The organism is Tsukamurella sp. DT100 (genome assembly GCF_049844855.1).
Classification (GTDB): Bacteria; Actinomycetota; Actinomycetes; order Mycobacteriales; family Mycobacteriaceae; genus Tsukamurella.
The window spans coordinates 363,626-386,128 of record NZ_JBNCLV010000001.1 but is presented as its reverse complement, the minus strand read 5'-3'; the positions used below and the strand labels follow the sequence as shown (position 1 = coordinate 386,128).

At 69.6% G+C, this 22,503-nt stretch carries 22 protein-coding genes and 1 riboswitch; of the genes, 13 read left to right on the top strand and 9 right to left on the bottom strand.

Annotated features, from left to right (window positions below; translation table 11 throughout):
* Positions 1-30: 30 nt before the first annotated feature.
* Both ACLQ3K_RS01845 and asnB read right to left on the bottom strand, forming a co-directional pair.
* Entirely contained in the window at positions 31-1,326 is a 1,296-nt protein-coding gene (locus ACLQ3K_RS01845) for a hypothetical protein (protein ID WP_336671405.1), read from the bottom strand.
* Positions 1,327-1,357: 31 nt separating this feature from the next.
* Positions 1,358-3,322, bottom strand: coding sequence for an asparagine synthase (glutamine-hydrolyzing) (gene asnB / locus ACLQ3K_RS01840; RefSeq protein ID WP_336671404.1), 1,965 nt, complete (start codon positions 3,320-3,322; stop codon positions 1,358-1,360).
* Between the two features lie 312 nt (positions 3,323-3,634).
* Here asnB and ACLQ3K_RS01835 point away from each other — a divergent pair, with 312 nt between their 5' ends.
* The 3 genes from ACLQ3K_RS01835 to ACLQ3K_RS01825 all read left to right on the top strand — a co-directional run bounded on the left by ACLQ3K_RS01835 (position 3,635) and on the right by ACLQ3K_RS01825 (position 5,932).
* Positions 3,635-4,660, top strand: a complete 1,026-nt coding sequence (locus tag ACLQ3K_RS01835; RefSeq protein WP_224648083.1) for an aa3-type cytochrome oxidase subunit II — start codon at positions 3,635-3,637, stop codon at positions 4,658-4,660.
* Positions 4,661-4,663: 3 nt separating this feature from the next.
* The gene (locus tag ACLQ3K_RS01830) at positions 4,664-5,095 is read left to right on the top strand and encodes a cytochrome c oxidase subunit 4 (RefSeq protein WP_068521058.1); all 432 of its coding nucleotides are present in this window, start codon (positions 4,664-4,666) and stop codon (positions 5,093-5,095) included.
* Between the two features lie 114 nt (positions 5,096-5,209).
* On the top strand, positions 5,210-5,932 hold the full coding sequence (locus ACLQ3K_RS01825) for a hypothetical protein (protein WP_336671402.1): 723 nt from the start codon (positions 5,210-5,212) through the stop codon (positions 5,930-5,932).
* 1 nt (position 5,933) lies between these two features.
* On the opposite strand, the gene ACLQ3K_RS01820 is transcribed toward ACLQ3K_RS01825, so the two are convergent.
* The 5 genes from ACLQ3K_RS01820 to ACLQ3K_RS01800 all read right to left on the bottom strand — a co-directional run bounded on the left by ACLQ3K_RS01820 (position 5,934) and on the right by ACLQ3K_RS01800 (position 10,979).
* Positions 5,934-6,524 (bottom strand): nitroreductase family protein, encoded by a 591-nt coding sequence (locus ACLQ3K_RS01820; RefSeq protein WP_425996538.1) that lies wholly within the window; start codon positions 6,522-6,524, stop codon positions 5,934-5,936.
* A 78-nt stretch (positions 6,525-6,602) separates the two neighbouring features.
* Positions 6,603-8,228 carry a cytochrome b gene (locus ACLQ3K_RS01815; RefSeq protein WP_425996536.1) on the bottom strand — a complete coding sequence of 542 codons (1,626 nt, stop codon included), beginning with the start codon at positions 8,226-8,228 and terminating at the stop codon, positions 6,603-6,605.
* Entirely contained in the window at positions 8,228-9,409 is a 1,182-nt protein-coding gene (locus ACLQ3K_RS01810; RefSeq protein ID WP_336671399.1) for a cytochrome bc1 complex Rieske iron-sulfur subunit, read from the bottom strand. Before ACLQ3K_RS01810 ends, ACLQ3K_RS01815 begins: the two co-directional genes overlap by 1 nt.
* The gene (locus tag ACLQ3K_RS01805; RefSeq protein WP_425996534.1) at positions 9,406-10,326 is read right to left on the bottom strand and encodes a c-type cytochrome; all 921 of its coding nucleotides are present in this window, start codon (positions 10,324-10,326) and stop codon (positions 9,406-9,408) included. The genes ACLQ3K_RS01810 and ACLQ3K_RS01805 overlap by 4 nt, the downstream gene beginning before the upstream one ends.
* Positions 10,327-10,364: 38 nt before the next feature.
* Positions 10,365-10,979, bottom strand: a complete 615-nt coding sequence (locus ACLQ3K_RS01800; RefSeq protein WP_336671397.1) for an aa3-type cytochrome oxidase subunit III — start codon at positions 10,977-10,979, stop codon at positions 10,365-10,367.
* A 266-nt stretch (positions 10,980-11,245) separates the two neighbouring features.
* Between ACLQ3K_RS01800 and ACLQ3K_RS01795 the strand changes: the two genes are divergently transcribed.
* From ACLQ3K_RS01795 to ACLQ3K_RS01775, 5 genes are all read left to right on the top strand, one after another.
* Positions 11,246-11,575 (top strand): hypothetical protein, encoded by a 330-nt coding sequence (locus tag ACLQ3K_RS01795; RefSeq protein ID WP_425996531.1) that lies wholly within the window; start codon positions 11,246-11,248, stop codon positions 11,573-11,575.
* 23 nt (positions 11,576-11,598) lie between these two features.
* Positions 11,599-12,645 (top strand): anthranilate phosphoribosyltransferase, encoded by a 1,047-nt coding sequence (gene trpD, locus ACLQ3K_RS01790; protein WP_336671395.1) that lies wholly within the window; start codon positions 11,599-11,601, stop codon positions 12,643-12,645.
* Positions 12,642-13,109, top strand: a complete 468-nt coding sequence (locus ACLQ3K_RS01785) for an aminoacyl-tRNA deacylase (protein ID WP_425996529.1) — start codon at positions 12,642-12,644, stop codon at positions 13,107-13,109. Before trpD ends, ACLQ3K_RS01785 begins: the two co-directional genes overlap by 4 nt.
* Positions 13,110-13,180: 71 nt before the next feature.
* Positions 13,181-14,032 carry an HpcH/HpaI aldolase/citrate lyase family protein gene (locus ACLQ3K_RS01780; RefSeq protein ID WP_068521038.1) on the top strand — a complete coding sequence of 284 codons (852 nt, stop codon included), beginning with the start codon at positions 13,181-13,183 and terminating at the stop codon, positions 14,030-14,032.
* A gap of 23 nt (positions 14,033-14,055) precedes the next feature.
* Positions 14,056-14,970: a hypothetical protein gene (locus ACLQ3K_RS01775; protein WP_425996527.1), complete on the top strand. Its 915-nt coding sequence runs from the start codon at positions 14,056-14,058 to the stop codon at positions 14,968-14,970.
* A gap of 3 nt (positions 14,971-14,973) precedes the next feature.
* Here ACLQ3K_RS01775 and ACLQ3K_RS01770 read toward each other — a convergent pair whose 3' ends face one another.
* A complete protein-coding gene (locus ACLQ3K_RS01770) occupies positions 14,974-15,249 on the bottom strand; it encodes an Lrp/AsnC family transcriptional regulator (protein ID WP_068521033.1) in 276 nt (91 codons plus the stop codon).
* 27 nt (positions 15,250-15,276) lie between these two features.
* Positions 15,277-17,103 carry a DEDD exonuclease domain-containing protein gene (locus ACLQ3K_RS01765; protein WP_336671392.1) on the bottom strand — a complete coding sequence of 609 codons (1,827 nt, stop codon included), beginning with the start codon at positions 17,101-17,103 and terminating at the stop codon, positions 15,277-15,279.
* Positions 17,104-17,222: 119 nt separating this feature from the next.
* On the opposite strand from ACLQ3K_RS01765, the gene ACLQ3K_RS01760 reads away from it, so the two are divergent.
* The 5 genes from ACLQ3K_RS01760 (at position 17,223) to ACLQ3K_RS01740 (ending at position 22,456) form a co-directional block, all read left to right on the top strand.
* Entirely contained in the window at positions 17,223-17,459 is a 237-nt protein-coding gene (locus ACLQ3K_RS01760) for a hypothetical protein (RefSeq protein ID WP_336671391.1), read from the top strand.
* Between the two features lie 121 nt (positions 17,460-17,580).
* A riboswitch (cyclic di-AMP (ydaO/yuaA leader) is annotated at positions 17,581-17,733 on the top strand.
* Between the two features lie 14 nt (positions 17,734-17,747).
* Positions 17,748-18,425, top strand: a complete 678-nt coding sequence (locus ACLQ3K_RS01755; RefSeq protein ID WP_336671390.1) for a C40 family peptidase — start codon at positions 17,748-17,750, stop codon at positions 18,423-18,425.
* 90 nt (positions 18,426-18,515) lie between these two features.
* Positions 18,516-19,529 (top strand): NlpC/P60 family protein, encoded by a 1,014-nt coding sequence (locus ACLQ3K_RS01750; RefSeq protein ID WP_336671389.1) that lies wholly within the window; start codon positions 18,516-18,518, stop codon positions 19,527-19,529.
* A gap of 42 nt (positions 19,530-19,571) precedes the next feature.
* The gene (locus tag ACLQ3K_RS01745) at positions 19,572-21,290 is read left to right on the top strand and encodes an acyl-CoA dehydrogenase family protein (RefSeq protein WP_336671388.1); all 1,719 of its coding nucleotides are present in this window, start codon (positions 19,572-19,574) and stop codon (positions 21,288-21,290) included.
* 35 nt (positions 21,291-21,325) lie between these two features.
* On the top strand, positions 21,326-22,456 hold the full coding sequence (locus tag ACLQ3K_RS01740) for a glycosyltransferase family 4 protein (RefSeq protein ID WP_336671387.1): 1,131 nt from the start codon (positions 21,326-21,328) through the stop codon (positions 22,454-22,456).
* Positions 22,457-22,503: the final 47 nt, after the last annotated feature.

Below are 22,503 nucleotides of genomic sequence, written 5' to 3'. Positions count from 1 at the left end.
TGTGCTCGCATTTCAAGGAGGCGCTGCCTACTATTCGTTCAATCCCTGACGGAGAAACGCTCGACCGGCCACAATGTAGGTGTGCAATTCGCGGGCGCCGATAGGGATCGATCCTTCCCCGCGTCGTTGTACTACGCTGAAGAACGCGTTCTGATACCGATCGCCTACGATTGCTCCACTCACAAGATATGGGATCATTTCGCTCGGTTGGCGAGGAATGTGGATTGCCAAGAATCCCGAATTTTCGTCCTTCTTGATGATATGGACTTGTAGGCCGCGAACAGCGGGAAAAACTCGTTCGTCGAGAACGTTTACGTACTGCTTCTCATTGAGCATATCGAGGGGGATCGGTCGGGCTCGATCGATTCGCAAATCGCCATCTCTCGCGGATTCAGAGAATCCGATGAGGAGAATGGACTCGGCCTCTCCGTTGACTAGACGTGCCACGTCTTCGGCGAGCTCCACCTTCTGGGCTATGCCCTCGTTTCCGGGAGCCTTGAGTCGGTACGGCGCCGACTTGACCTCTAGCCATTGACTCTCCTGTAGCCCCATTAGTAGCTCCTCATGGCCGGACCGCAGCCATGCGAGGATTGCGGATGGGCCGGGTGGCAGATTTCCATCCGTAACAGAAAGTAGCTCGGTCATGGCCTCTGCTGCCTGCACTAGATGAGCGATTGATTTGTCGCTCGCGCTTAGCTTCAGGAGAACCCCGACTGATCGAGTGCCGCCGTAGGACGTTGAGATGTCCTGTTTGAATCGAGCTCTCTCGACAGGGTCTGGGTCCTTGCTGTGGCGTCCGGAAGCGTCTTCCCAGGGGTATCCGAACTGACTGCCGTCGTACTCGAGGTAGGTGTTAATTCGAACGACTTCGACCCTGGTCCTCTCGGCTATTTCATGCAAGATTGAATCGAGGTCTAAGGGGGTTTTTGAGGCATCGGAGAGCTCGATCTCAATCACCGCTGCGAGGTGGTCGTCATTTATTGTTAGGTAATAGTTTTTGCTCCACGTCGCACCGGGGCGTGATGGCAGATATCCATCATTCTCAGCGATGAAAATGCGATCTGGTTCGTACTGAAATACTTCGGTCAGAGCGGTAACGAGCTGGTCGAGATCCGCACCAGCCAATGTGGATGAGTACGCCGCATACGGACAGTGCTTGTCGCGAGTGATCGAACCTTTGCCGACTACGTGCACCGTTGCACCGTAGTCACGCTCTACTCGCGTCCCCGCTGGATCGCGTAGGGCGTTGCCGCCGGAAATGTCGAAGTCTTCGTATCGAAGCACGACGACGTCGCCGGTCGTGCAAGAGTCGAGCTTTTCGTGCAACGGCGCTTCCTAAGCGTAAAAGAGGTGGGGCCTACAGGCGGACCGGGTAGACCGGCTCCTCGATGGCGGGGTGGATGCGGTCCTCGACGAAGATGCCGTGCCAGACCATGAACACCAGGACGGTCCAGATCCGGCGCGAGTGGTCGGTGCCGCCCGGCCAGCCCTCGGGGGCCTTGGCCTTGTGCTCGTCGAGCATGGCGAGCACCGCGCGCCGGTCGATCCACTCGTCGGTCTGCGACTCCTCGATGACGTTCCGGGCCCAGTCGTAGAGCTCCGGGCCGGCCAGCCAGTGCCGCAGCGGCACGGGGAAGCCCAGCTTCTTCCGGTGCAGCACGTGCGGCGGAATGATCTCCTCCAGCGCGCGGCGCAGCGCGTACTTCGACGTGCCGCCGGCCAGCTTGAGGTCGGCGGGCAGGGTCTCCGCGACGCGGAAGACCTCCTTGTCCAGGAAGGGCACGCGCAGCTCGAGCGAGTTGGCCATCGTCATCTTGTCGGCCTTGACCAGGATGTCGCCGCGGAGCCACGTGAACTGGTCCAGGTGCTGCATCCGCTCGACGGGGCCCCAGCCGCGGGTCTTGGCGTAGATGGGCGCGGTGACGTCGGTGTGCGTCCATTCCGGGCGGAAGTCGCGCAGCACGTAGTCCAGCTGGGCGTCGTTGAACGAGCGCGCGTTGCCGTAGTACCGCTCCTCGAGCGGCAGCGAGCCGCGCTGCAGCAGCGACTTGCCGCGCTTGCCCTCGGGCAACCGGTCGCCGATCCTCCCGGCGGTGCGGCGCGCCCACGCCGGCAGCTTGTCGAAGGGTGCGAGGGAGAGCGGCTCCTTGTAGATGGTGTAGCCACCGAACAGCTCGTCGGCGCCCTCGCCCGACAGCACGACCTTGACGTGCTTGCGGGCCTCGCGCGCGAGGTAGTAGAGGGGGACGAGCGACGGGTCGGCCACCGGATCGTCGAGGTACCAGACGATGGCCGGGATCGCGTCGCGGAACTCCTCGGGGGAGACGGTCTTGACCACGTGGCGGGCGCCGATCGCCTCGGCGGACTCGGCGGCGACGTCGACCTCGCTGTAGCCCTCGCGCTGGAAACCGGTGGTGATGGTGATCAGGTCGGGGTTGTGCTGGATCGCCAGCGCCGCGACGGCGGTCGAGTCGATGCCGCCGGAGAGGAAGGACCCGACGGTCACGTCGGCGCGCATATGCATCTTCACCGAGTCGCGCAGCGCATCGGCGATGTCGCGGTAGACGGCCTTCGCCTCGGCGGACTCCAGGCCGCCGGTGACGGGCTTCACGGGGAAGCGGGGCTCGAAGTAGCGCTGCCCGACGACCTCGCCGCCGGGGGAGAGGGTGGCGTAGCAGCCCGACTCGAGGCGGCGGATGCCCAGGTGCAGCGACTCGGGCTCGGGCACGTACTGGAGCACGGTGTAGTGCTGCACGGCGCGGGCGTCGAGGCCCGGCTTCAGGCCCGCCTCGTCGGCCAGCGCGAGCACGGACTTCTTCTCCGACGAGAAGACGGTGCCCTTCGAGCCGGTCGCGACGTACAGGGGCTTGATGCCGAACTGGTCGCGGGCGAGTGTCAGCTCCCGCTTCTCGGTGTCCCAGATCGCGAAGGCGAACATGCCGCGCAGCTCGGCGAGCACCCCGTCGATGCCCCAGTGGTGGAAGCCGGCGACGATCGGCTCGCCGTCGCCCTCGGTGCGGAACTCGGCGCCGAACTCGTCGGTCAGGCGCTGCCGCAGCTCGAGGTAGTTGTAGATCTCGCCGTTGAAGGTCAGCGCGTACCGGTCGGGGCTCTCGGGCGGGCCCCAGCGCAACGGCTGATGGGCGTGCTCGATGTCGATGAAGGCGAGGCGGTTGAAGCTCAGCGCCAGGTCGTCGTCGTGCCACGACCCGCCGAACTCGTCGGGGCCGCGGTGCCGCATGCACCGGCCGGCGGCGGTCACCGCGTCGACGACGTCGCCCGCGTGTCGATCGGCGGACAGGAATCCCAGGAGGCCACACACGGTTGACCAGTATGCCGGAACGGGGCCCCGCACCCGGAACGACGCAGGCCCGTGCGCCGGGCACGCGAAACGACGCGCCATTTGCCGACCCCGCAACGTGTACCCCGTCCCGTTGGTCTACGCTGCGTAGTACAAGGGGAACGTGCAGCCCCGGCCGTGAGTTCCCGGACTGGGAGACGGTCCGGAACGGGCCCCGTAGCACTGACCGTGTTTCAGCAGGAAGGCGCGACATTGGCACCCGGAAGTAACGCCCACGGTGGGGCCGCGTCCTGGCGTAAGCGCCTGGTTCTGGCCGCCGGGCTCGTCGCTGGCATGTTCGCTCTGGCGGGCTGCTCGGCCGACGAGGTGATGCGTTTCGGTTGGCCCGAGGGTGTTACCCCCGAGGCCCGTGACATGACTGAGCTGTGGAGCTGGTCCGTCGTCGCCGCCCTCATCATGGGTGTGCTCGTCTGGGCCCTCACGTTCTGGACCATCACGTTCCACCGGCGCAAGGCGGACTCGCCCGATTTCCCCCGGCAGACCGCGTACAACGTGCCGCTGGAGCTGCTGTACACCGCGATCCCGTTCCTCATCATCGCCGTCCTCTTCTACTTCACCGTGGTCGTGCAGACCAAGGTCGAGAAGATCGAGGACAACCCGGGCGTGACCGTCGACGTCACCGCCTTCCAGTGGAACTGGCGCTTCGCGTACCGCGAGGTCACCCTCAACGGCACCAAGATCAAGCTCGAGCGGGAGAACCCGTACGGCAAGCAGCCCGACATCGCGAAGCTCAACGAAGAAGCCGAGAAGATGAAGGAGCACGGGCACGTCGAGGCGCAGCCCGAGCGCGGCCCCAACCACGGCCGCTTCCAGGAGATCCGCGACTACCTGAAGTTCAGCACCGTCGAGGTGCAGGGCTCGTCCGCCGAGATCCCCGTCCTGGTGCTGCCGACCGACACCCGCATCCAGTTCGACCTGGCCTCGGCCGACGTCGTCCACTCCTTCTACGTCCCGCAGTTCGCCTTCAAGCGCGACGTGATGCCGAACCCGGTGCAGAACCACACCCAGAACAAGTTCCAGGTGTCCAGCATCGACCGGCCCGGCGCCTTCGTCGGCCGTTGCGCCGAGATGTGCGGCGACTACCACTCCATGATGAACTTCGAGATCCGCGCCGTGACGCCGGAGAACTTCAAGAAGTACATCGAGGCGCGTCAGGGCGGCAAGGACAACGTCGCCGCGCTGGAGTCGATCGGCGAGGTGGGCGTCTCCACGAGCACGTTCCCGTTCGACACCCGCCGCACCGGCCGCACCCCGTCGGGCAACAGCACCGCGCCCGTCAACGCAGAAGGAGCGAACTGACCCATGAAGGTCGAAGCGAAACTCTTCGAGTTCCTCACCGCGTTCTTCTTCCTCGCGGGCATCCTGTACACCGTCGCGACCGCGATCTGGGGCCCGGGCTACGGCTACGGCGCCGTGGAGTGGGTCGGCGTCACCGGCATGTTCCTCACCGGCGGCCTGACGCTGATCATCGGCACGTACTTCCGGTTCGTGTCCAACCGCGTCGACACCCGCCCCGAGGACTACGAGGACGCCGAGGTGTCCGACGGTGCCGGCGAGCTGGGCTTCTTCAGCCCGCACTCGTGGTGGCCCATCCTGCTCTCGGCCTCGGTCGCCGTGGTCGGCATCTCCGTCGCCCTCCAGCTCTACTGGCTCTGGTTCTTCGGCGGCCTGCTCGTCGTGGGCGCCGCGTGGGGCCTCGTCTTCGAGTACCACAAGGGTCCCGAGAAGCACTAGGACACGTTCTTTCAGCGACGCCCGCACCGGAATTCACCGGGGCGGGCGTCGTTCTTTCGTCCACGTTCACCGCGGCGCCGCCCACGGGTCGTCTCGGCCTGATTGCATGCACCCATGACGCAGGCCAGAGCCGGGCTGTCCGTACGCAAGCTCACCGCCGACGAGGTGCGCGGCCGGGGCGGCACCGTCGCTCCGCCGAAGACCAAGCTCGACTTCGCGGAGGCGGAGCCCGAGGCGTACGGCGACGGGGCCTACGGCACCGTCGGGCACACCGGCGTCGTCCACGCCCCCGAGCGCGCCTACCTGGCCGTGGACACGGTCGGCAGCCCCCGAACCTCGGAGGACTTCCGCCTGGCCGCGGAGGCCCTCTACGCGGCCGCGTACGGCGTCAAGGTGCGCAACAAGGCCCTCTACCGCCGCGGCACCCCCGGCGCCGACGACGCGGTCCGCAGCGACTTCCGGATGCCCCCGCTCGAGCGGCTCCGCGGCGACGTGGCGCCGCAGGACACCGGCGCGGCCCGCTGGACGCTGCTGCTGCGCCGACCCGCGTGGATCGACGAGGCCGAGGTGGGCGACGTGCTCGAACAGCTCGAGGTCAGCAAGGGGCTCAGTCTCGCCCGCGTGCACTGCCTGGACCTGCCGGCATCGTCGTACCTGCAGACCCGCGTCGACGGCCGGTGGTCGGCCGCCCTGACGCCGACCGCGAAGGCCTTCGCCGTGCAGCTGCGCGAGCGGGGCCTCACCGCCGTCGACGGTGCCTGGCACGAGGTCTGCCTCGGCGAGCCCGGCGCCCCGGTGGGGGAGAACAGCTACCTGCTGCGCCTGCGCCTGGCCTGAGTCAGCGGCGCTCGTCGCCGCGGGCGCGCGCCCACGTCACGTCGTCCCGGTTGCGCCGCTCCCGCGCGACCCCGGCGACCGTGCCCGGCGCGTGCGCCGCGACCCCGAAGGCCGTCATCGACGTCACCTCCCACTCCCGCGGTACCCCGAACTCGGCGGCGACGGCGTCGCGGTCGAACGCCCGGAACTGGTGTGCGTCGAAGCCGATGGAGAGGGCCTGCAGAGTCATGTGCGCCACGGCCTGGCCGAGGTCGTAGTGGGCGAACTCCGAGTACTCCCAGTCGGTGTCCTCGACGAGGACCCGGGCCAGGTTCACGACGATCGCGGAGGCGTCGGGCGCCCAGCGTGCCGAGCTTCCCGCGAGGTGCCGGACGATCCGTGCGTGCACGCCGTCGCCGCGGCGCCCCACGACGAACGCCCAGGGCTGTGAGTTCCCGGCCGAGGGTGCGAGGCGGCCGGCATCGAGGATCGTGTCGAGCGCGGCGTCGCCGATCTCCGCGTCGGCGTCGTACGCCATCGGGCTGTGGCGGCGCAGAACGGCGGGATGGACCTCCGGGACGACCGGGACCTCGCAGGTGCTCACGGCGTCCATTGTGGCGGACCGTCGGACCCGGAAACGACTGCGGCCCCTCCCCGGGTGGGGGAGGGGCCGCAGTGGCGTTGTCAGGAACTACTCGACGTCGAGCTTGCCGCCGTTGTCCTGGACCTTCTTGAGGGCCTCGAGCGCCTTGACCTCGTTCGCGTGATCGCGAGCGGCGTTGTCGCGCTGCTCCTCGGGCGAGTCCGCCCGCAGGAACGAGCCCGTGCCGGGCTGCCCGGCGGCGCCGAGCTGGTTGGCCTTGGTCGGGACGACCGCGCCCTCGTAGGGGAGCGGCACGGCGTGGCCGTGGTCGTCGACGGGGCCGAGCGGCTGGTGGAGCTCGATGAACTCACCGTTCGGGCGGCGCACGATGACGCCGGTCTCGATGCCGTGCTCCAGCACCGCGCGGTCGGCGCGCTGCAGGCCGATGCAGAACCGGTAGGTCAGCCAGTAGGCGACCGGCGGTGCCACGACCAGGCCGATGCGGCCGATCCACGTCATCGCGTTGAGCGAGATGTGGAACTTCAGCGCGATGACGTCGTTCACGCAGGAGAGCGTGAGCACGATGTAGAACGCGAGCGCCATGGCGCCGATCGCGGTGCGCACCGGCACGTCGCGAGGACGCTGCAGGATGTTGTGGTGCGCATCGTCGCCGGTGAGCTTCTTCTCGATCCACGGGTAGCCGATCATCAGGCCGATGATGACGCCGATGATGATCGCCACGAACGCGGCGCCCGGAACCGTGTGGCCCCAGATGTAGAGCTCCCACGCCGGCCACAGACGGGCCAGGCCGTCCGTCCACATCATGTAGACGTCGGGCTGCACGCCCGCGGAGACCTTCGCCGGGTCGTACGGGCCGATCGTCCACACCGGGTTGATCGTGAAGATGCCCGCCATGAGGGCGATGATGCCGAAGGTGGCGGCGAAGTAGGCGCCGGTCTTGACCGCGAAGACGGGGAGGATGCGGACACCCACCACGTTCTCCTCGGTGCGGCCGGGGCCCGCGAACTGGGTGTGCTTCTGGTACCAGACGAGGGCGAGGTGGCCCGCGATCAGCGCCAGGATGATGCCCGGGAACAGCAGGATGTGCAGCACGTACAGGCGCGGGATCAGCAGCTCGCCGGGGAAGTCCCCGCCGAACAGGGCCCAGTGGACCCAGGTGCCGACCACGGGGAGGCCGACGACGATGCCCGACATGGCGGCGCGGACGCCGGTGCCCGACAGCAGGTCGTCCGGGATCGAGTAGCCGAAGAAGCCCTCGAACATCGCGAGCAGCAGCAGCGCGCAGCCGATGACCCAGTTGGCCTCACGCGGGCGACGGAACGCGCCGGTGAAGAAGATGCGGGCCATGTGGATGATGATCGACGCGGCGAACATCAGGGCGGCCCAGTGGTGGATCTGGCGGACGAACAGGCCGCCGCGCACCTCGAACGAGATGTCCAGGGTGGTGGCGTAGGCGCGCGACATCGCGACGCCGTGCAGCGGCTCGTAGGCGCCCTCGTAGTGGACCTCCGACAGCGACGGGTCGAAGAACAGGGTGAGGTACACGCCCGACAGCAGCAGGATCACGAAGCTGTACAGCGCGATCTCGCCCAGCATGAACGACCAGTGCGTGGGGAAGACCTTGTTGATCTGGCGACGGATCCCGGGCGCGAAGTGGTACCGCGAATCCAGATCGTTGGCCTGGTGGCCGATCCGATCTCCGAGTGTGGTCATCAGTGCGTCGCCTCCCAGAAGGCCGGTCCGACCTGTTCGATGAAGTCGCCGTTGGCGACCATGTAACCCTGCTCGTTGACCGAGATCGGCAGCTGCGCGAGGGCACGGGCGGCGGGACCGAAGACCGGCTTGCCGTACTCGAGCGCGTTGAACTGCGACTGGTGGCAGGGGCAGAGGATGCGGTTGGTCTGCTGCTCGTACAGCGAGGTGGGGCAGCCGAAGTGGCTGCAGACCTTGGTGTAGGCCCAGTAGTCGCCGTAGTTGAAGCTCTCCTGGCCCTCACGCTTGATCGCGCGCACGGCGTCCTCGGGACGCAGGCGGATCAGCATGACGGGGTTGCGGATGCCCTTGAGGCCGTGGAGCAGCTTGAGCCGCGACTCCTCGGTCTCGCCGAAGCCGTCCGAGACGCGCCACGGGAAGACCGTCATCATGCCGCCGGCGTCGAGGTCCTCGGCGCGCACCAGCTTGACCTTGTAGGGGTCGCCCACGTCGTTGCGGAGGAACACGGCCTCGTGGTTGAGGTCGGACGAGAAGTCGTTCTCGAGCGAGTTCCAGTACGGGGACCAGCCGGTGTGCCACAGCGGCGATGCCTCGCGCTTGGCCCACGGGTTCTTGACGAGACCGCCGATGAAGCCGGCCGCGGCACCGAGGCCGAGGACGCCGACACCGAATCCGGCCGAGGCCATGATCATCTTGCGGCGGGGGAGCGTGGAGGTCTCCAGCGCGTCCTTGAAGAGGGCGGCCGTGGTGGCCTTGTCGACCTTGGACGAGCCGCCGGCGTCGTGCCGCTGCTGGACCGCGATCTCCTCGGGGATGAACTTCTTGGTGAACTGCACGGTGCCCGCGAAGACACAGAGCAGCGACAGCCCGAAGGTGATGCCCAGCATCGGGGTGTACAGCGTGTACCACCAGTAGTGGGCATCATCGATGCCCTGGTACTTCCACGGCCAGAACAGGAAGACTCCGAGCAGCGCCGCGCCGAAGACGCCGGCCAGGGCGAACCACAGGGCGACGGTGCGCTCGGCGCGCTTCTCGGCGCGGGTGCCGGGGACGGGCCAGCGCGGCTCGCGGTAGACCAGCTCGACGCCGTCGAGGTTGGTACCGAGCTTCACCAGCTCTTCGTGGGACAGGTTGTCCAGTTCGTCGTCCGACGGGACGTTGTTCAACGGCTTGGCGGTCAATTCCTGCTCCCAACCCACATCGCGGCGCCGACGACGGCGATCATCCCGGTCACCCACATCACCATGCCCTCGGACGCGGTACCGAAACCGCCGAGGCCGTGGCCGCCGGGGGACTGGGTCTCGCCGACGTTCTTGATGAAGCCGATGATGTTCTTCTTCTCTTCAGGCGACAGTGCACGGTCCGAGAACTTGGGCATGTTCTGCGGGCCGGTCAGCATCGCGGCGTAGATCTCCTGCTCGTTCGCGGGATCCAGCGGCGGCGCGAACTTGCCACCGGACAGGGCGCCGCCCCGGCCGGTGAAGTTGTGGCACGAGGCGCAGTTGAGGCGGAAGAGCTCGGCGCCGGCGCCGAGGTTCTTGCCGCGCAGCGACTCCTGCGCGATGACGCGGTTGCCGTTCTCGTCGCGCTTGATCGAGCCGTCCGGGTTGTACTCCCACACGATCGACGGTCCGCCGCCGATCGACTGGATGTACGCGCCCATGGCGTCGATCTGCTTCGCGTCGAACTTGGCGGGCTTGCGCACGATCTGCGAGGAGTTGACCGTCGCGGGCATGCGGCCCGAGTGCACCTGGAAGTACACGGCCGAATCGCCGACGCCGACGAGGCTCGGGCCGCGGTCCTTCACGCCCTCGAGGCTGGCGCCGTGGCAGCTGATGCACGAGGTCTCGTACAGGCGCTTGCCGTTCTCGACCTGCGCGGCGTCGAAGTCGTCGGCGATCGCGACCTGCGGGGTCGGGCTGGCGATCGTGGCGACACCGCCCGCGGCGAGGAGGCCGCCGACCAGCAGCGCCGCGCTCGCGAACTTGCGGCGGAGCTTGCGCTGCTTCCGGGCCTTCTGTGCCGAGGCGATGGACGCGCGCCCGGCACCGTCGGGCTCGCCTCCCTCGCCGGCGGGCTCAAAGTTGGCTGAACTCATCTGCTATCCCTCTGTGATGGCGACTGAGATAAACGTCTTTAGCGAATGATGTAAATGACGGCGAAGAGGCCGATCCACACCACGTCGACGAAGTGCCAGTAGTAGCTGACGACGATCGCCGAGGTCGCCTGGGCGGGCGTGAACTTCGAGGCGCGGCTGCGGGCCAGGATGAAGATGAAGGCCACGAGGCCGCCCATCACGTGCAGGCCGTGGAAGCCGGTGGCCATGTAGAACACCGAGCCGTACACCGAGGAGCTGAGCGTGAGGCCCTCGCCGATCAGGGTCTTGTACTCGTTGAGCTGGCCCGCGACGAACGCGGCACCCATCAGCAGCGAGATCAGGTACCAGATGCGGAACTTGAAGACATCGCCCTTCTCCGCGGCGAAGACGCCCAGCTGGCAGGTGACCGACGAGGCGATCAGCACGATGGTCGGCGGCAGCGCCGCGGCCAGGCTGATGTTCGTGTCGGCGGGGGGCCATCCGTTCTCCCCAGCTCCGGCCCGCGCCACGAAGTACATGGCGAAGAGCCCGGCGAAGAACATGAGCTCGCTCGACAGCCAGACGATGGTCCCGACGCTGACCATGTTGGGCCGGTTGAGTGAGTGCACGCGCTGGGTGATGGCTGTAGCTGAGGTCGGTGCGGCGCTAGTCACTCCGCAAGTATGACCGGTCGTAGTATCGAATGCCTACCCGGGTCGCAGATTGGGCGCGTCGAATATCGCGGGCAGGTTCAGGACCTCCCGCACGATGACTCGAAACGCCACGTCAACGGCCTGATCGGCACCGGCAGATAAGGCATACCTTGCCCTACGACCTCAATGGCAGACCCGAGGAGCGGACCCGTCTGGGCCGCCTTCTCGGACGCCTGTCCACGCGCACCGTCGAAGAGTTAACGCCCGGCGACCCCGGTTTGGTTCCCGTGGCCGAATCGGACGACGACGCGGCCGCCTCGTCGTCGGTCCTCGACGCCTCCCCGGGCTTCGATCCGGAGGTGCAGAGCGTGCTGCGGCACGTGCTCGAGCTACCGCCCGGAGAAGTCGATGAGGTGCTGCGCCTCGTCGCGCAGGACCGGTACGAGCGCGTGCCCGCCGGTGCGCCGTCCCGCGACGGCCTGGAGCCGGTGGCGGTGGCGCGGGTGCAGAAGGTCGATGCTCTGCACGTCTCGCAGGAGCGCTCGCGGATGGCGGGCGTCACCGCGCGGCACGGCGGGCGGGCCGTGCTGTGGCAGGTGCTCCAGATACCGGGTTGACCGCCCCGATTACAGTTGCGGCCATGGATTGGCCGACGGTTCTCACCGAGCTCACCTCCCAGCGCGACCTCAGCGCGGAGCAGGCGCGGTGGGCGATGTCCGAGATCATGAGCGACGGGGCGACCCCGTCGCAGATCTCCGCGTTCGGCGTCGCCATGAAGATGAAGGGGCCGTCGCCCGTCGAGGTGCGGGCGCTGGCCGACGTGATGCTCTCGCTCACCACCCCCGTGCCCTTCGACGCCCGCGCCGTCGACATCGTCGGCACTGGCGGCGACCGCTCGCACTCGGTGAACATCTCCACCATGAGCTCGATCGTCGTGGCGGCCGCTGGCGTGCCCGTGCTCAAGCATGGCAACCGGGCGGCATCGTCGAAGTCGGGCGGCGCGGACTGCCTCGAGGCGCTGGGCGTCGCGATCGGGCTGAACGCCGACGGTGTCGCGCGCACCACGACCGAGCTGGGCATCGGTTTCTGCCTCGCCTCCGTCTTCCACTCGGGCCTGCGCTTCGCCGGCGCGACCCGCAAGGAGATCGGCATCCCGACCGTCTTCAACGTGCTCGGCCCGCTGACCAACCCCGGCCGCCCCTCCGCCGGCCTCATCGGCTGCGCCTTCGCTGATCTGGCGCCCGTCGTGGCCCAGGCCTTCGCCGACCGCGGCGGCCAGGACCACGTGATCGTCGTCCGCGGCGACGACGGCCTCGACGAGCTGACCACCACGTCGACCTCCACCGTCTGGCGCGTGCAGGAGGACGGGGTGGGCGTCGAATCCGTCGACCCCCGCGAGCTCGGGCTGGCCCGGGTCGCGATGGAGGACCTGCGGGGCGGCGACGCGTCCGTCAACGCCGCGATCGCCCGGAGTTTCCTCGCCGGCGAGACCGGCCCGGTCCGTGACGCGGTGCTGCTCAATTCGGCGGGCGCCGTCGCCGCGTACGAGGGGTTGACCGCGGGGGAGTCCGTGCAGGACTCGATCGCGGCGCACCTGCCGCGGGTCGCCGAGGCCGTCGACTCGGGTGCTGCCGCCGCGCTGCTCGACCGCTGGGTCGCGCTGTCGCAGGAGATCGCGGGCGCGTGAGCGAGTCGGGGCTGGACCGGATGCGCGCGGACGCCGCAGCCCGGGGCCTGACGGTGACCGTCCGCGAGCGTCCCGCCGCGCGCAGCCTGGAGGAGGCGGCCGCGTTGATGGACCTGCCGCCGTCGCAGCTGGTGAAGTCGCTCGTCGTGCGCCGCGGCGAGGGGGCCTACCTGTTCGCGCTGGTCCCCGGCGATCGGTCGATCGCCTGGCCCAAGCTGCGCGCCGTCGTCGGCGTGAACCGGCTCGCGATGCCGCCGGCCGACGAGGCGCTCGAGGCCACGGGGTACGAGCGCGGCACGATCACGCCCGTCGGGGCGCGCGGCGACTGGCCGGTGTACGTCGACGAGCGGATCGTCGGCGCGACGGTGGCGCTCGGCGCCGGCGCGCACGGGCACAGCGCGATCGTCGACGCGGACGCGCTCATCGCGGCGTACGGCGCGACCGTCGCTGACATCTCCGACTAGGTGCCCGCGAACACAACGCACAAAATTCCATTCCGCGGAATTCAGTGTTCCACGCGCCTAATCTTGACGGCGTGAGTAAGCGCACCGTCTCCCCGCAGATCGCCCGTTCCTGGCTGCTCGTCCCGGCCTCCCATCCCGAGTCCTTCGCCGTCGCGCAGGCCAGCGAGGCCGACGCCGTGATCATCGACCTCGAGGACGCCGTCGCGGCGAAGGACAAGGAGCAGGCGCGGGCGGACACCGTCGAGTGGCTGTCGACCGGCCATCGTGCGTGGGTGCGCATCAACGACGCGGCGAGCGAGTACTGGAGCGCCGACTGCGCCGCGCTCAAGCAGTGCGCGGGGCTCGAGGGCGTCATGCTCGCGAAGTCCGAGGGGTCGAGCCACCTCGACGACACCGCGGACCGTCTCCCCGACGGCACGCCGATCCTCGCGCTCGTCGAGACCGCCCGCGGGATGCAGAACGTCGCGCGGATCGCCTCCGCGCCGTCGACCTTCCGGATCGCCTTCGGCACGGGAGATTTCAAGCGCGACACCGCGGTCGGCGAGGATCCGATCGCCCTCGCGTACGCGCGCTCGCAGCTGGTCATCGCGTCGCGCGCGGCCCGCCTGCCCGCGCCCATCGACGGGCCGACCCTGAACATCGCGCACCTGCCCACCGGGACCGCCCTGGCGAAGGAGATGGGCATGTCCGGGAAGCTGTGCCTCACCCCGGAGCACGCCGGCGTCATCAACAGCGGCCTCAGCCCGAGCGAGTCCGAGGTGGCGTGGGCGCACGGCTTCATCGACGCCTTCGAGAAGTCCGGCGGCAAGATCACCGACGGCTCCGACCTCCCGCGCCTCGCCCGCGCCCAGAAGATCGTGCAGCAGGCCGTCGACTTCGGTATCGAGGTCGAGGCCGCGGAGGTCAGCCACAGCGGCTACTGAGCGCGAGGCCTACTCTCGGGGGCATGGGGCTGTTCGGGAGGAAGAAGTCGGTCGAGGACCAGCCGGATCCGCACCTCTACCCGATGACGATCCGCGACGCTGACCGATTGCGGTCGCTCACGCGGACCGTGCTGGCGGAGAACGGGTTCGAGGCGGAGGTCCGCGGCGATCACGTGCTGACCGCGGATGGTCGCACGTTCGGGCTCGACAATCTCATGCGCAAGGTCCGCGGCGTGGGGCCCGCCGAGTGGGACGGAGTCGTCCGCGAGCACTTCAGCACGATGCTCCGACCGGTGGACGAGGGGCCGGACGAGGCGCAGATGCGCGAACGGATCATCGCGCGGCTGTGGGACGTGACCGCGACGGACGGTCGGATGAGCTTCGACTACGCCCTCGAATGGCAGTCCGGCGTGGCCGAGGTGCTCGCCGTCGACTACCCGGACCGGGTCAGCATCCTCAGCGACGGCTCCGTGCGGGAGATGGCGTCGCTCGGGCCGTGGTACGACCGCGCGCGGCGCAACCTGTGGCGTGAGCTCACCGAGACGGCGGAGATCCGGGTCGAGACCGTGGAGCACGACGGGCACCGATTCCTGTGCGCTCTCAGCGATTCCGTGTACACGGCCAGTGGCGCATTGCTCCTGACTGAACTGCTCCCGTGGTGGGTGCCGGGCATCGACCTGAGCGGTGGCGTGCTGTTCGCTGTGCCCTTCCGCAACCAGCTGGCGTTCGCGGCCTGCTCGAACGCGGAGGCCGCGCTCGGCGGCCTCATGCTGTTGCCGGTGTTCGCCGCCAACGGCTACTCCGACGGGGTGGGCCCGGTGTCGCCGAACGTGTACTACTGGCGCGACGGCACGGTGACGCAGATCAGCAGCATCGCCGATGACGCCCTGAACGTGACGCCGCCGCCGGAGCTGCTGGAGATCATCAACGGCGGCTGAGGCTCAGTTCCCGATGTCGAAGCCCGCGTCGACGTCCGCCGAGGCGTACTCGCGGAAGGCGATGTGGGTGGAGGTGCTCGCGACGCCGTCGATGCGGTTGATCTTCTCCGTGACCACCTCGGCGATCTGGTCGTGCTCGCGCACGCGGACCTTCGCGATGAGGTCGATGTCGCCGGCGCACGAGTACACCTCGGTGACGCCCTCGATGTTCGCGACGGCCTGCGCGGTCTCGGGGATGCGGTGCACGTCGGCGTTGATGAGGACGATCGCGGTGATCACTGCGGGGCCTTCCGGTCGATCTGGCGTTCACGCGGCGTGCGTGGCCTCCTCACTGTATTGCCTGGCGGTCCCGCGCGGATGCGCCGCCGCCGCACGGGCGTCGCGGCCCGCCTCGGAGGCGCGCCCGGCCCACTCGAGCCAGCGACCCGCGCCGGCCAGTGGCTCGCCCCACGTGCCCTGCACGTCCACGATGCGCGTCCCCGGCCGCAGCGCCCAGCGGCGCAGGAGCGCCGCCTCCTCGGGGCTCGCGCCGTGCAGGGTGTCGGCGGGGAAGAGGGTGTCGGGCACGTCCGGCGCGGCGAGGTCGCCGAACGCCTCGTAGACCGACTCGGCGCCCGCGCGCAGCCGGTCGAAGACGGGCATCGGCGGCACCCCGCGCGGCGCGACGCCGGCCGCGGCGAGGCGGCCGTGGCGCACGATCGACAGTTCCCAGCCGCCGGCCCCGTCCGGGTGCGCGATCGAGAGCTCGGGCACGTCCGCGAAGGCGACCAGCGCGTGCGAGCGGGCGACCGCGTCCACCAGGTGCGCGGCGCGGTCGCGCAGCCGGGCGGCGGACTCGAAGAACTCCCGCTCCGCGAGGGCGGCCAGACGCGCCTCCAGCGCCTCGAAGACCTCCGACGAGTGCCCGGTGAGCGCGGCGGCCGCCCGGTCGGCCCGCGGCCGGTACAGGGCCGCGGGCTCCGGCGCGACGGCCGACGCCTGGCAGCCGCCGAGCGGGCGGGCACCGTCGGGTCCCAGTGCGCAGGTGTGCGCCGCCCCGGCGCGCAGGCGGGTGGTGCACGTGCGGAGGCCGCACGCCTCGGCGAGCAGTTCCGCGAGATCGGCCGCGTCGGTGCGGGAGCGCACGGGCCCGATGCACGGGGTGCCCTGCGGCGCGGAGCGCTTCACCGCGAGCCGGGGGAAGGGCTCGGCGGTCAGACAGATCCACCAGCCGCGCTTCGGGTACTTCGACCGGCGGTTGTACGGGGGAGTGTGCGCGGCGATGAGGCGCAGCTCCCGCGCGGCCGCCTCCAGCGCGTGCGCGCACTCCACGTGGTCCACCCGTTCCGCGAGGCCCACCATCTCCTTGATCCGGCCCCGCGTCTCGCCGGCGGTGAAGTAGCTGCGCACGCGGCGGTGCAGGTTCCCCGACGTGCCGACGTAGAGCACCTCGTTCCCCGGGCCGCGGAACAGGTACACGCCGGGCCGCTCCGGCAGCGGATCGGCGAGATGGCGCTTCGCGCGCTGCTGCGGTGTGACGGAGGGGAGGTGCCCGCGGAGCTCCCCGAGGGTGTGGATGCCCAGGTTGCCCACGCGGCCGATCAGCCCGTGCAGCACCTCGACCGTGGCCCGTGCGTCGTCGAGCGCGCGGTGGTTGGGCGTGGTCTCGGTGCGGAACAGGCGCGCGAGCTCGCTGAGCTTGACCGACGGTGCCTCGTCCCGCGTGAGCACCCGGCGGGCGAGCTGCACCGTGCACAGCGACGCGGGCTTCGGCCACGGGGTGCCGGTGGCGGCCGCGGCCGCCTTGAGGAAGCCGAGGTCGAAGCGGGCGTTGTGCGCCACCAGGACGGCGCCGTGCGCGAACTCGAGGAAGGAGGGGAGCACCGACTCGATCCGCGGGGCGCCCGTGACCATCGCGGTGGTGATGCCGGTGAGGTGGGTGATGTGCGGGGAGATGCCGCATCCGGGATCGACCAGCGTCGCGAACTCGCCCAGCACCTCGCCGCCGCGCACCTTGACCGCGCCGATCTCGGTGATCGCGTCCCCGCCCTTGGGGGAGCCGCCCGTGGTCTCCAGGTCGACCACCACGAAGGTCACCTCCCGCAGGGGCGGGTCGACGGTGCCCGTCTCGCAATCGTCCAGGCTGAGCTGCATGGCGTGACGGTAGAACACCCCACCGACAGGTTTTCGCCGCCCGAACGCGCACTCGAAACTTGTCAGTCGCCGCGCCTAGCGTCGCCGGCATCGAGACCCCGTCAACGAAGGGACGCGCCATGACGCTGCACGTCGACTGCTCCACCTGCCCCGCGAAGCCGCGAGCCTGCGGCGACTGCGCCGTGGGCTTCCTCCTCGGACCGGTGGTCGTGGCCACGCCGCCCGTGCCGGGTTCCGGCGTCGGGGGTGCTTCGGTCACGGAACCGGGTCTGAGTGACGCAATCGCGGCCTTCGCGAACGAGGGAATGTTGCCGCGCCTCAGGGTGGTTCCTGACCAGGCGAAACAGGCCGGCTAGGGGAGGTCTCGGGGGTGTCTGGGGAGGCTCCCCCGGCGCGTCCGGCTAGACAGGCGCGTTTCCGTTTCGTAATCTTTCTGAGACCTTGCGGAGGAGCCCGGAGCGAAAATCGCCCCGTCTCCCGAGGTCACCGCCTAAGAGGCCGCGAGGCCTCGCCGGGGACCCACACGCGTTATCCGGGGTGAATCGCCGGAGGTTCGTAGAGCCTCCGGGGTAGGGCATCTTCCTCGCCCGAACCCGTCAGCTAACTCGGTCGGCGGTCGGGAAGAAACTTAGGAGAATCGCTTCGTGGCGAAACACCGACTTCAGCCGCAGCCCAGCCGCGGTGCCACCGTCGCCCGCGGTGCCCTCGCAGCGGGCGCCGTGACCCTCGGCACGCTCGCGGTGCCCACGGCCGCGTTCGCAGCGCCCGCCCCCGCGGCGCCGGCACCGGTCGCGCCGAAGGCGAAGCCCGCCCCCGCGCCCGGCGTGAAGCCCGCGGTCGCCGCAGGGAAGGCCAAGCCCGCCGCGAAGCCCGCGCAGACCGTCACCTCCCGCAACACCACCGCGCGCCCCAACGTCGTGAGCGGGGTCGCGATCGCCCCGAAGCCGGGCGTCACCACCGTCGCCGGAGCGCAGCCCGGCGGCGCGAAGGCCAAGGTCGTCCAGGCCGCGCTGTCGCGCACCGGCCTGCCCTACTCCTACGGCTCCGCCGGCCCCAACTCGTTCGACTGCTCGGGACTCGTCTACTGGTCCATGAAGCAGGCCGGCATCACCGTCCCGCGCGACAGCTACGGCCAGCTCGGCGGCGGTCGCTCGATCCCGATCTCGGACCTGCAGGCCGGCGATATCGTGATCTACAACGGCGGCAGCCACGCCGCGCTCTACATCGGCAACGGCAAGGTCGTGCACTCGGTGAATTACGGCATCCCGGTCAAGGTGAGCCCGCTCAACGAGATGTCGGTCTACTCCGCCCGTCGTTACTGACGTAACCTGGCAGTGATTGCGTTCGCAATCGTGCTCCAGCTTGGAAGGACCCGCTCGGCCGTGTCATCGACCTCCTCGTCCCGTTCGCTCGTGCTGCGCGGATCCGCTGCGTCCGCCGTGGTCGCCCTCGTGGCCGGCCTGACCGTCACCGGTAGCGCGACCGCGGATCCCGACACCGCCGACGCCGCGCTCAAGCAGTACGAGGCGCTCTCCGAGCAGGCCTCGGGCACCAACGAGGCAGCGAAGGCCGCACAGGAGGACGCCGAGAAGGCCACCGCCGCCAAGCGCGCCGCCGACGCCACGCTCGTGGCCGCCAAGCGCGAGGTCGCCGCGGTGCAGGCGCGGAAGGCCGCCCTGCAGCCCCAGATCGACGCGGTCGTCGTCGCCAACTACAAGGGCTCGCGCACCAACCGCACCTACGCGCTGCTCGTCAGCGACTCGCCGCAGCAGATGCTCGACCAGATGTCGACGCTCGACTTCGTCAACCGCGACGTCGTCGCCACCGTCGACGCCTACAAGAAGTCGAAGGCCGCGGCCGATTCCGCGGCCACCCGCGCCGCCGAGGCCGCCAAGTCGGCCGAGGACACCCGCACGGAGGCCGAGCGCAAGGCCGCGGATCTCCGGCAGAAGAAGTCGCGCCTGGCGCAGGAGATCGCGCGGATCAAGGCGATCTACGACCGGCTCACGGGCGCTCAGCGCCAGACGCTCATCGGCCCGCCCACCCCGTTCGACCCCAGCAAGGTGCCGCCGGGGAGCACCGCGGAGCTCGCCGCCGTCCGGGCCGCGCTCACCCGCGTCGGCAGCCCGTACGCCTGGGGCGGCACCGGCCCGGGCCAGTTCGACTGCTCGGGGCTCATGGTCTGGGCCTACCAGCAGTCCGGCAAGTCCCTGCCGCGCACCTCGCAGGCCCAGCTCAACGGCGGGCGCCCCGTCTCCCGCGGCGAGCTGCAGCCGGGCGACATCATCGTGTACTACTCCGCGGCCACCCACGTCGGCATGTACGTCGGCGACGGAAAGGTCGTGCACGCCTCCACCTTCGGCGTCCCGGTGCAGGTCGTGCCGATCGACGCCGCCGGCCCGTACAACTCGGCGGTCCGCTACTAGTCAACCGCGGTCCGGAGGGCATCCACGGCGCTACAGTGAGCCATGGCCGCTTTCCTGTTGAATCCGCAAACCGCCGACTACGCGCACTTCGACGAGGAGACCCGGCGACTGCTGCGGGCCACCGTCGACTTCTTCGAGTCGTACGGCAAACGACGGCTCCTGCAGGCGGATCTCGATGCCGACTGGGTGGCGGACTTCCTGGAGTTCGAGAAGCGCGAGAAGCTGTTCGCCACGTTCCTCACGCCCGCGGCCTACGCGGACGGGGATCCGAACCGCCGGTGGGACGGGGCCCGCAACGCTGCGCTCAGTGAGATCCTCGGCTTTTACGGCCTCTCGTACTGGTACGCCGAGCAGGTCACCATCCTCGGCCTGGGGCCGATCTGGATGAGCGCCAACGAGGAGGCCAAGCGGAAGGCCGCGCGCCAGTTGGCCGACGGCGGCGTCATGGCCTTCGGGCTCTCCGAGCGGGCGCACGGCGCCGACGTGTACGACACCGACATGATCCTTACCCCGACGGGCGACGGCGGTTTCACCGCCTCCGGCACCAAGTACTACATCGGCAACGGCAACGTCGCCGGCATGGTCTCGGTGTTCGGCCGGCGCGCGGACGTGGAAGGGCCGGAGGGCTACGTCTTCTTCGCCGCGGACAGCGGCCATCCGGCCTACGAGCTGATCGACAACGTCGTGCACTCGCAGATGTTCGTCTCGACGTTCGCCCTGCACGACTACCCGGTGGCTGCTGAGGACGTCCTGCACACCGGCCCCGACGCCTTCGCCGCCGCGCTGAACACCGTCAACGTCGGCAAGTTCAACCTGTGCCACGGCGCGATCGGCATCGGGGAGCACGCCTTGTACGAGGCGATCACCCACGCCAACAATCGAATCCTGTACGGCCACCCCGTCACCGACTTCAGCCACGTGCGCGCCAACTTCGTCGACGCCTACGCCCGGCTCGCCGCGATGAAGCTGTTCAGCGACCGCTCTGTCGACTACTTCCGCAGCGCCAGCCGGGAGGACCGGCGGTACCTGCTTTTCAACCCGATGACGAAGTCGAAGGTCACCTCCGAGGGGGAGAAGGTCGTGACCCTGCTGCTCGACGTCATCGCGGCGAAGGGCTACGAGAAGACGACGTACTTCCACCAGGCCAACCGGTACATCGGGTGGATGCCGCGGCTCGAGGGCACCGTGCACGTGAACGTGGCGCAGATCCTCAAGTACATGCCCAACTACCTCCTCAACCCGGCCGAGTACCCCGAGGTCGGCACCCGCCTCGACGCCGCCGACGACGCCTTCTTCTTCGCCCAGGGGCCGCTGGGCGGCGCGAGCAAGGTGCCGTTCGCGGACTGGACGACCGCCTACGAGGCCGCGGCGGACGAGCCCAACGTCGCGATCTTCTACGAGCAGGCGAAGGCGCTGCGCGAGCTCCTGCTGACCGCGGCGCCCGACAAGGCGCAGGCCGAGGACCTCGACTTCGTCCTCAACGTCGGGCATCTCTTCTCGCTCGTGGTCTACGGCCAGCTGATCCTGGAGCAGGCCGCCCTCATCGGGCTCGACCGCAGCCTGCTCAGCCGCATCTTCGACGTGCAGATCCGCGACTTCTCGGCGTACGCCATCGGCCTGTACGGCAAGCCCGGAGCCACTGCGGCCCAGCAGCAGTGGGCGCTGGACGCGGTGCGCCGGCCCGTCGCGGACCAGGCGACCTTCGATCGGGTGTGGGACCAGGTCGCGGCGTACGACGGCGCTTACGAGATGCGCCCCTGAGCGGTCGGGGAGGGGGCGCCCAGTACGGTTGACCCATGCCGCGCACGCTGCTGGTCACCAACGACTTCCCGCCCCGCCCCGGAGGCATCCAGACCTACCTCCAGGCCTTCGTCCGGCAACTGCCCGCCGACGAGCTCGTGGTGTACGCCTCGCGCTGGCGCGGCAGCGAGGAATACGACGCCGCACAGCCCTTCGAGGTGGTCCGCCACCCGACGACCCTGATGATCCCGACTCCCGACGCGTTCTCCCGCGCCCGGGACCTGGTGCGCTCCCGCGACATCGAGACCGTCTGGTTCGGCGCCGCGGCCCCGCTCGCGCTCCTGGGCGCCCCGCTCAAGGACGCCGGCGCGCTGCGCACCGTCGCCTCCACCCACGGCCACGAGGTGGGTTGGTCGATGCTGCCGCCGTCGCGCGCCTGCCTGCGCCGGATCGGCGACACCACGGACGTGACGACGTACGTCAGCAAGTACACACGCGGCCGGTTCGCCGCCGCGTTCGGCCCGCGCGCCGCGCTGGAGCACCTCCCGCCCGGCGTCGACAGCGACGTCTTCCGGCCCGACGATGCCGCCCGCTCGGCCCTGCGCGCCCGCTACGGCCTCGGCGAGGACGAGCCCGTCGTGCTGTGCCTCTCGCGGCTCGTGCCGCGCAAGGGACAGGACATGCTGATCCGCGCCCTGCCGCGCATCCGGACGCAGGTGCCCGGCGCCAAGCTGCTGATCGTGGGCGGCGGGCCCTACGCGGACACGCTGCACACGCTCGCGCGGGAGACCGGCGTCGAGGAGCAGGTCATCTTCACTGGGACGGTCCCGTTCGACGAGCTCGCCGCGCATCACAACGTGGGCGACGTCTTCGCCATGCCGTGCCGCACCCGCGGCGCCGGCCTCGACGTGGAGGGGCTCGGCATCGTCTTCCTCGAGGCCTCCGCGGCGGGGAAGCCCGTGGTGGCGGGCGATTCCGGCGGCGCGCCCGAGACCGTGTGGGAGGGAGAGTCGGGCCACGTCGTGCCCGGCCGCGACGTCGAGGCGATCGCCGACGCGGTCGCGGGCCTCCTCGCCGATCCCGATCGGGCCGCGAAGATGGGCGCCCGCGGGCGCGAGTTGGTGGCCGAGCACTTCGACTGGCGCCGCCTCGGCCACCGCCTCCAGACCCTGCTGAACCCGTACTGATCCACCTCTGAACTGACCGCCGAGCGATCTTCGGTGGGATCCTGCGG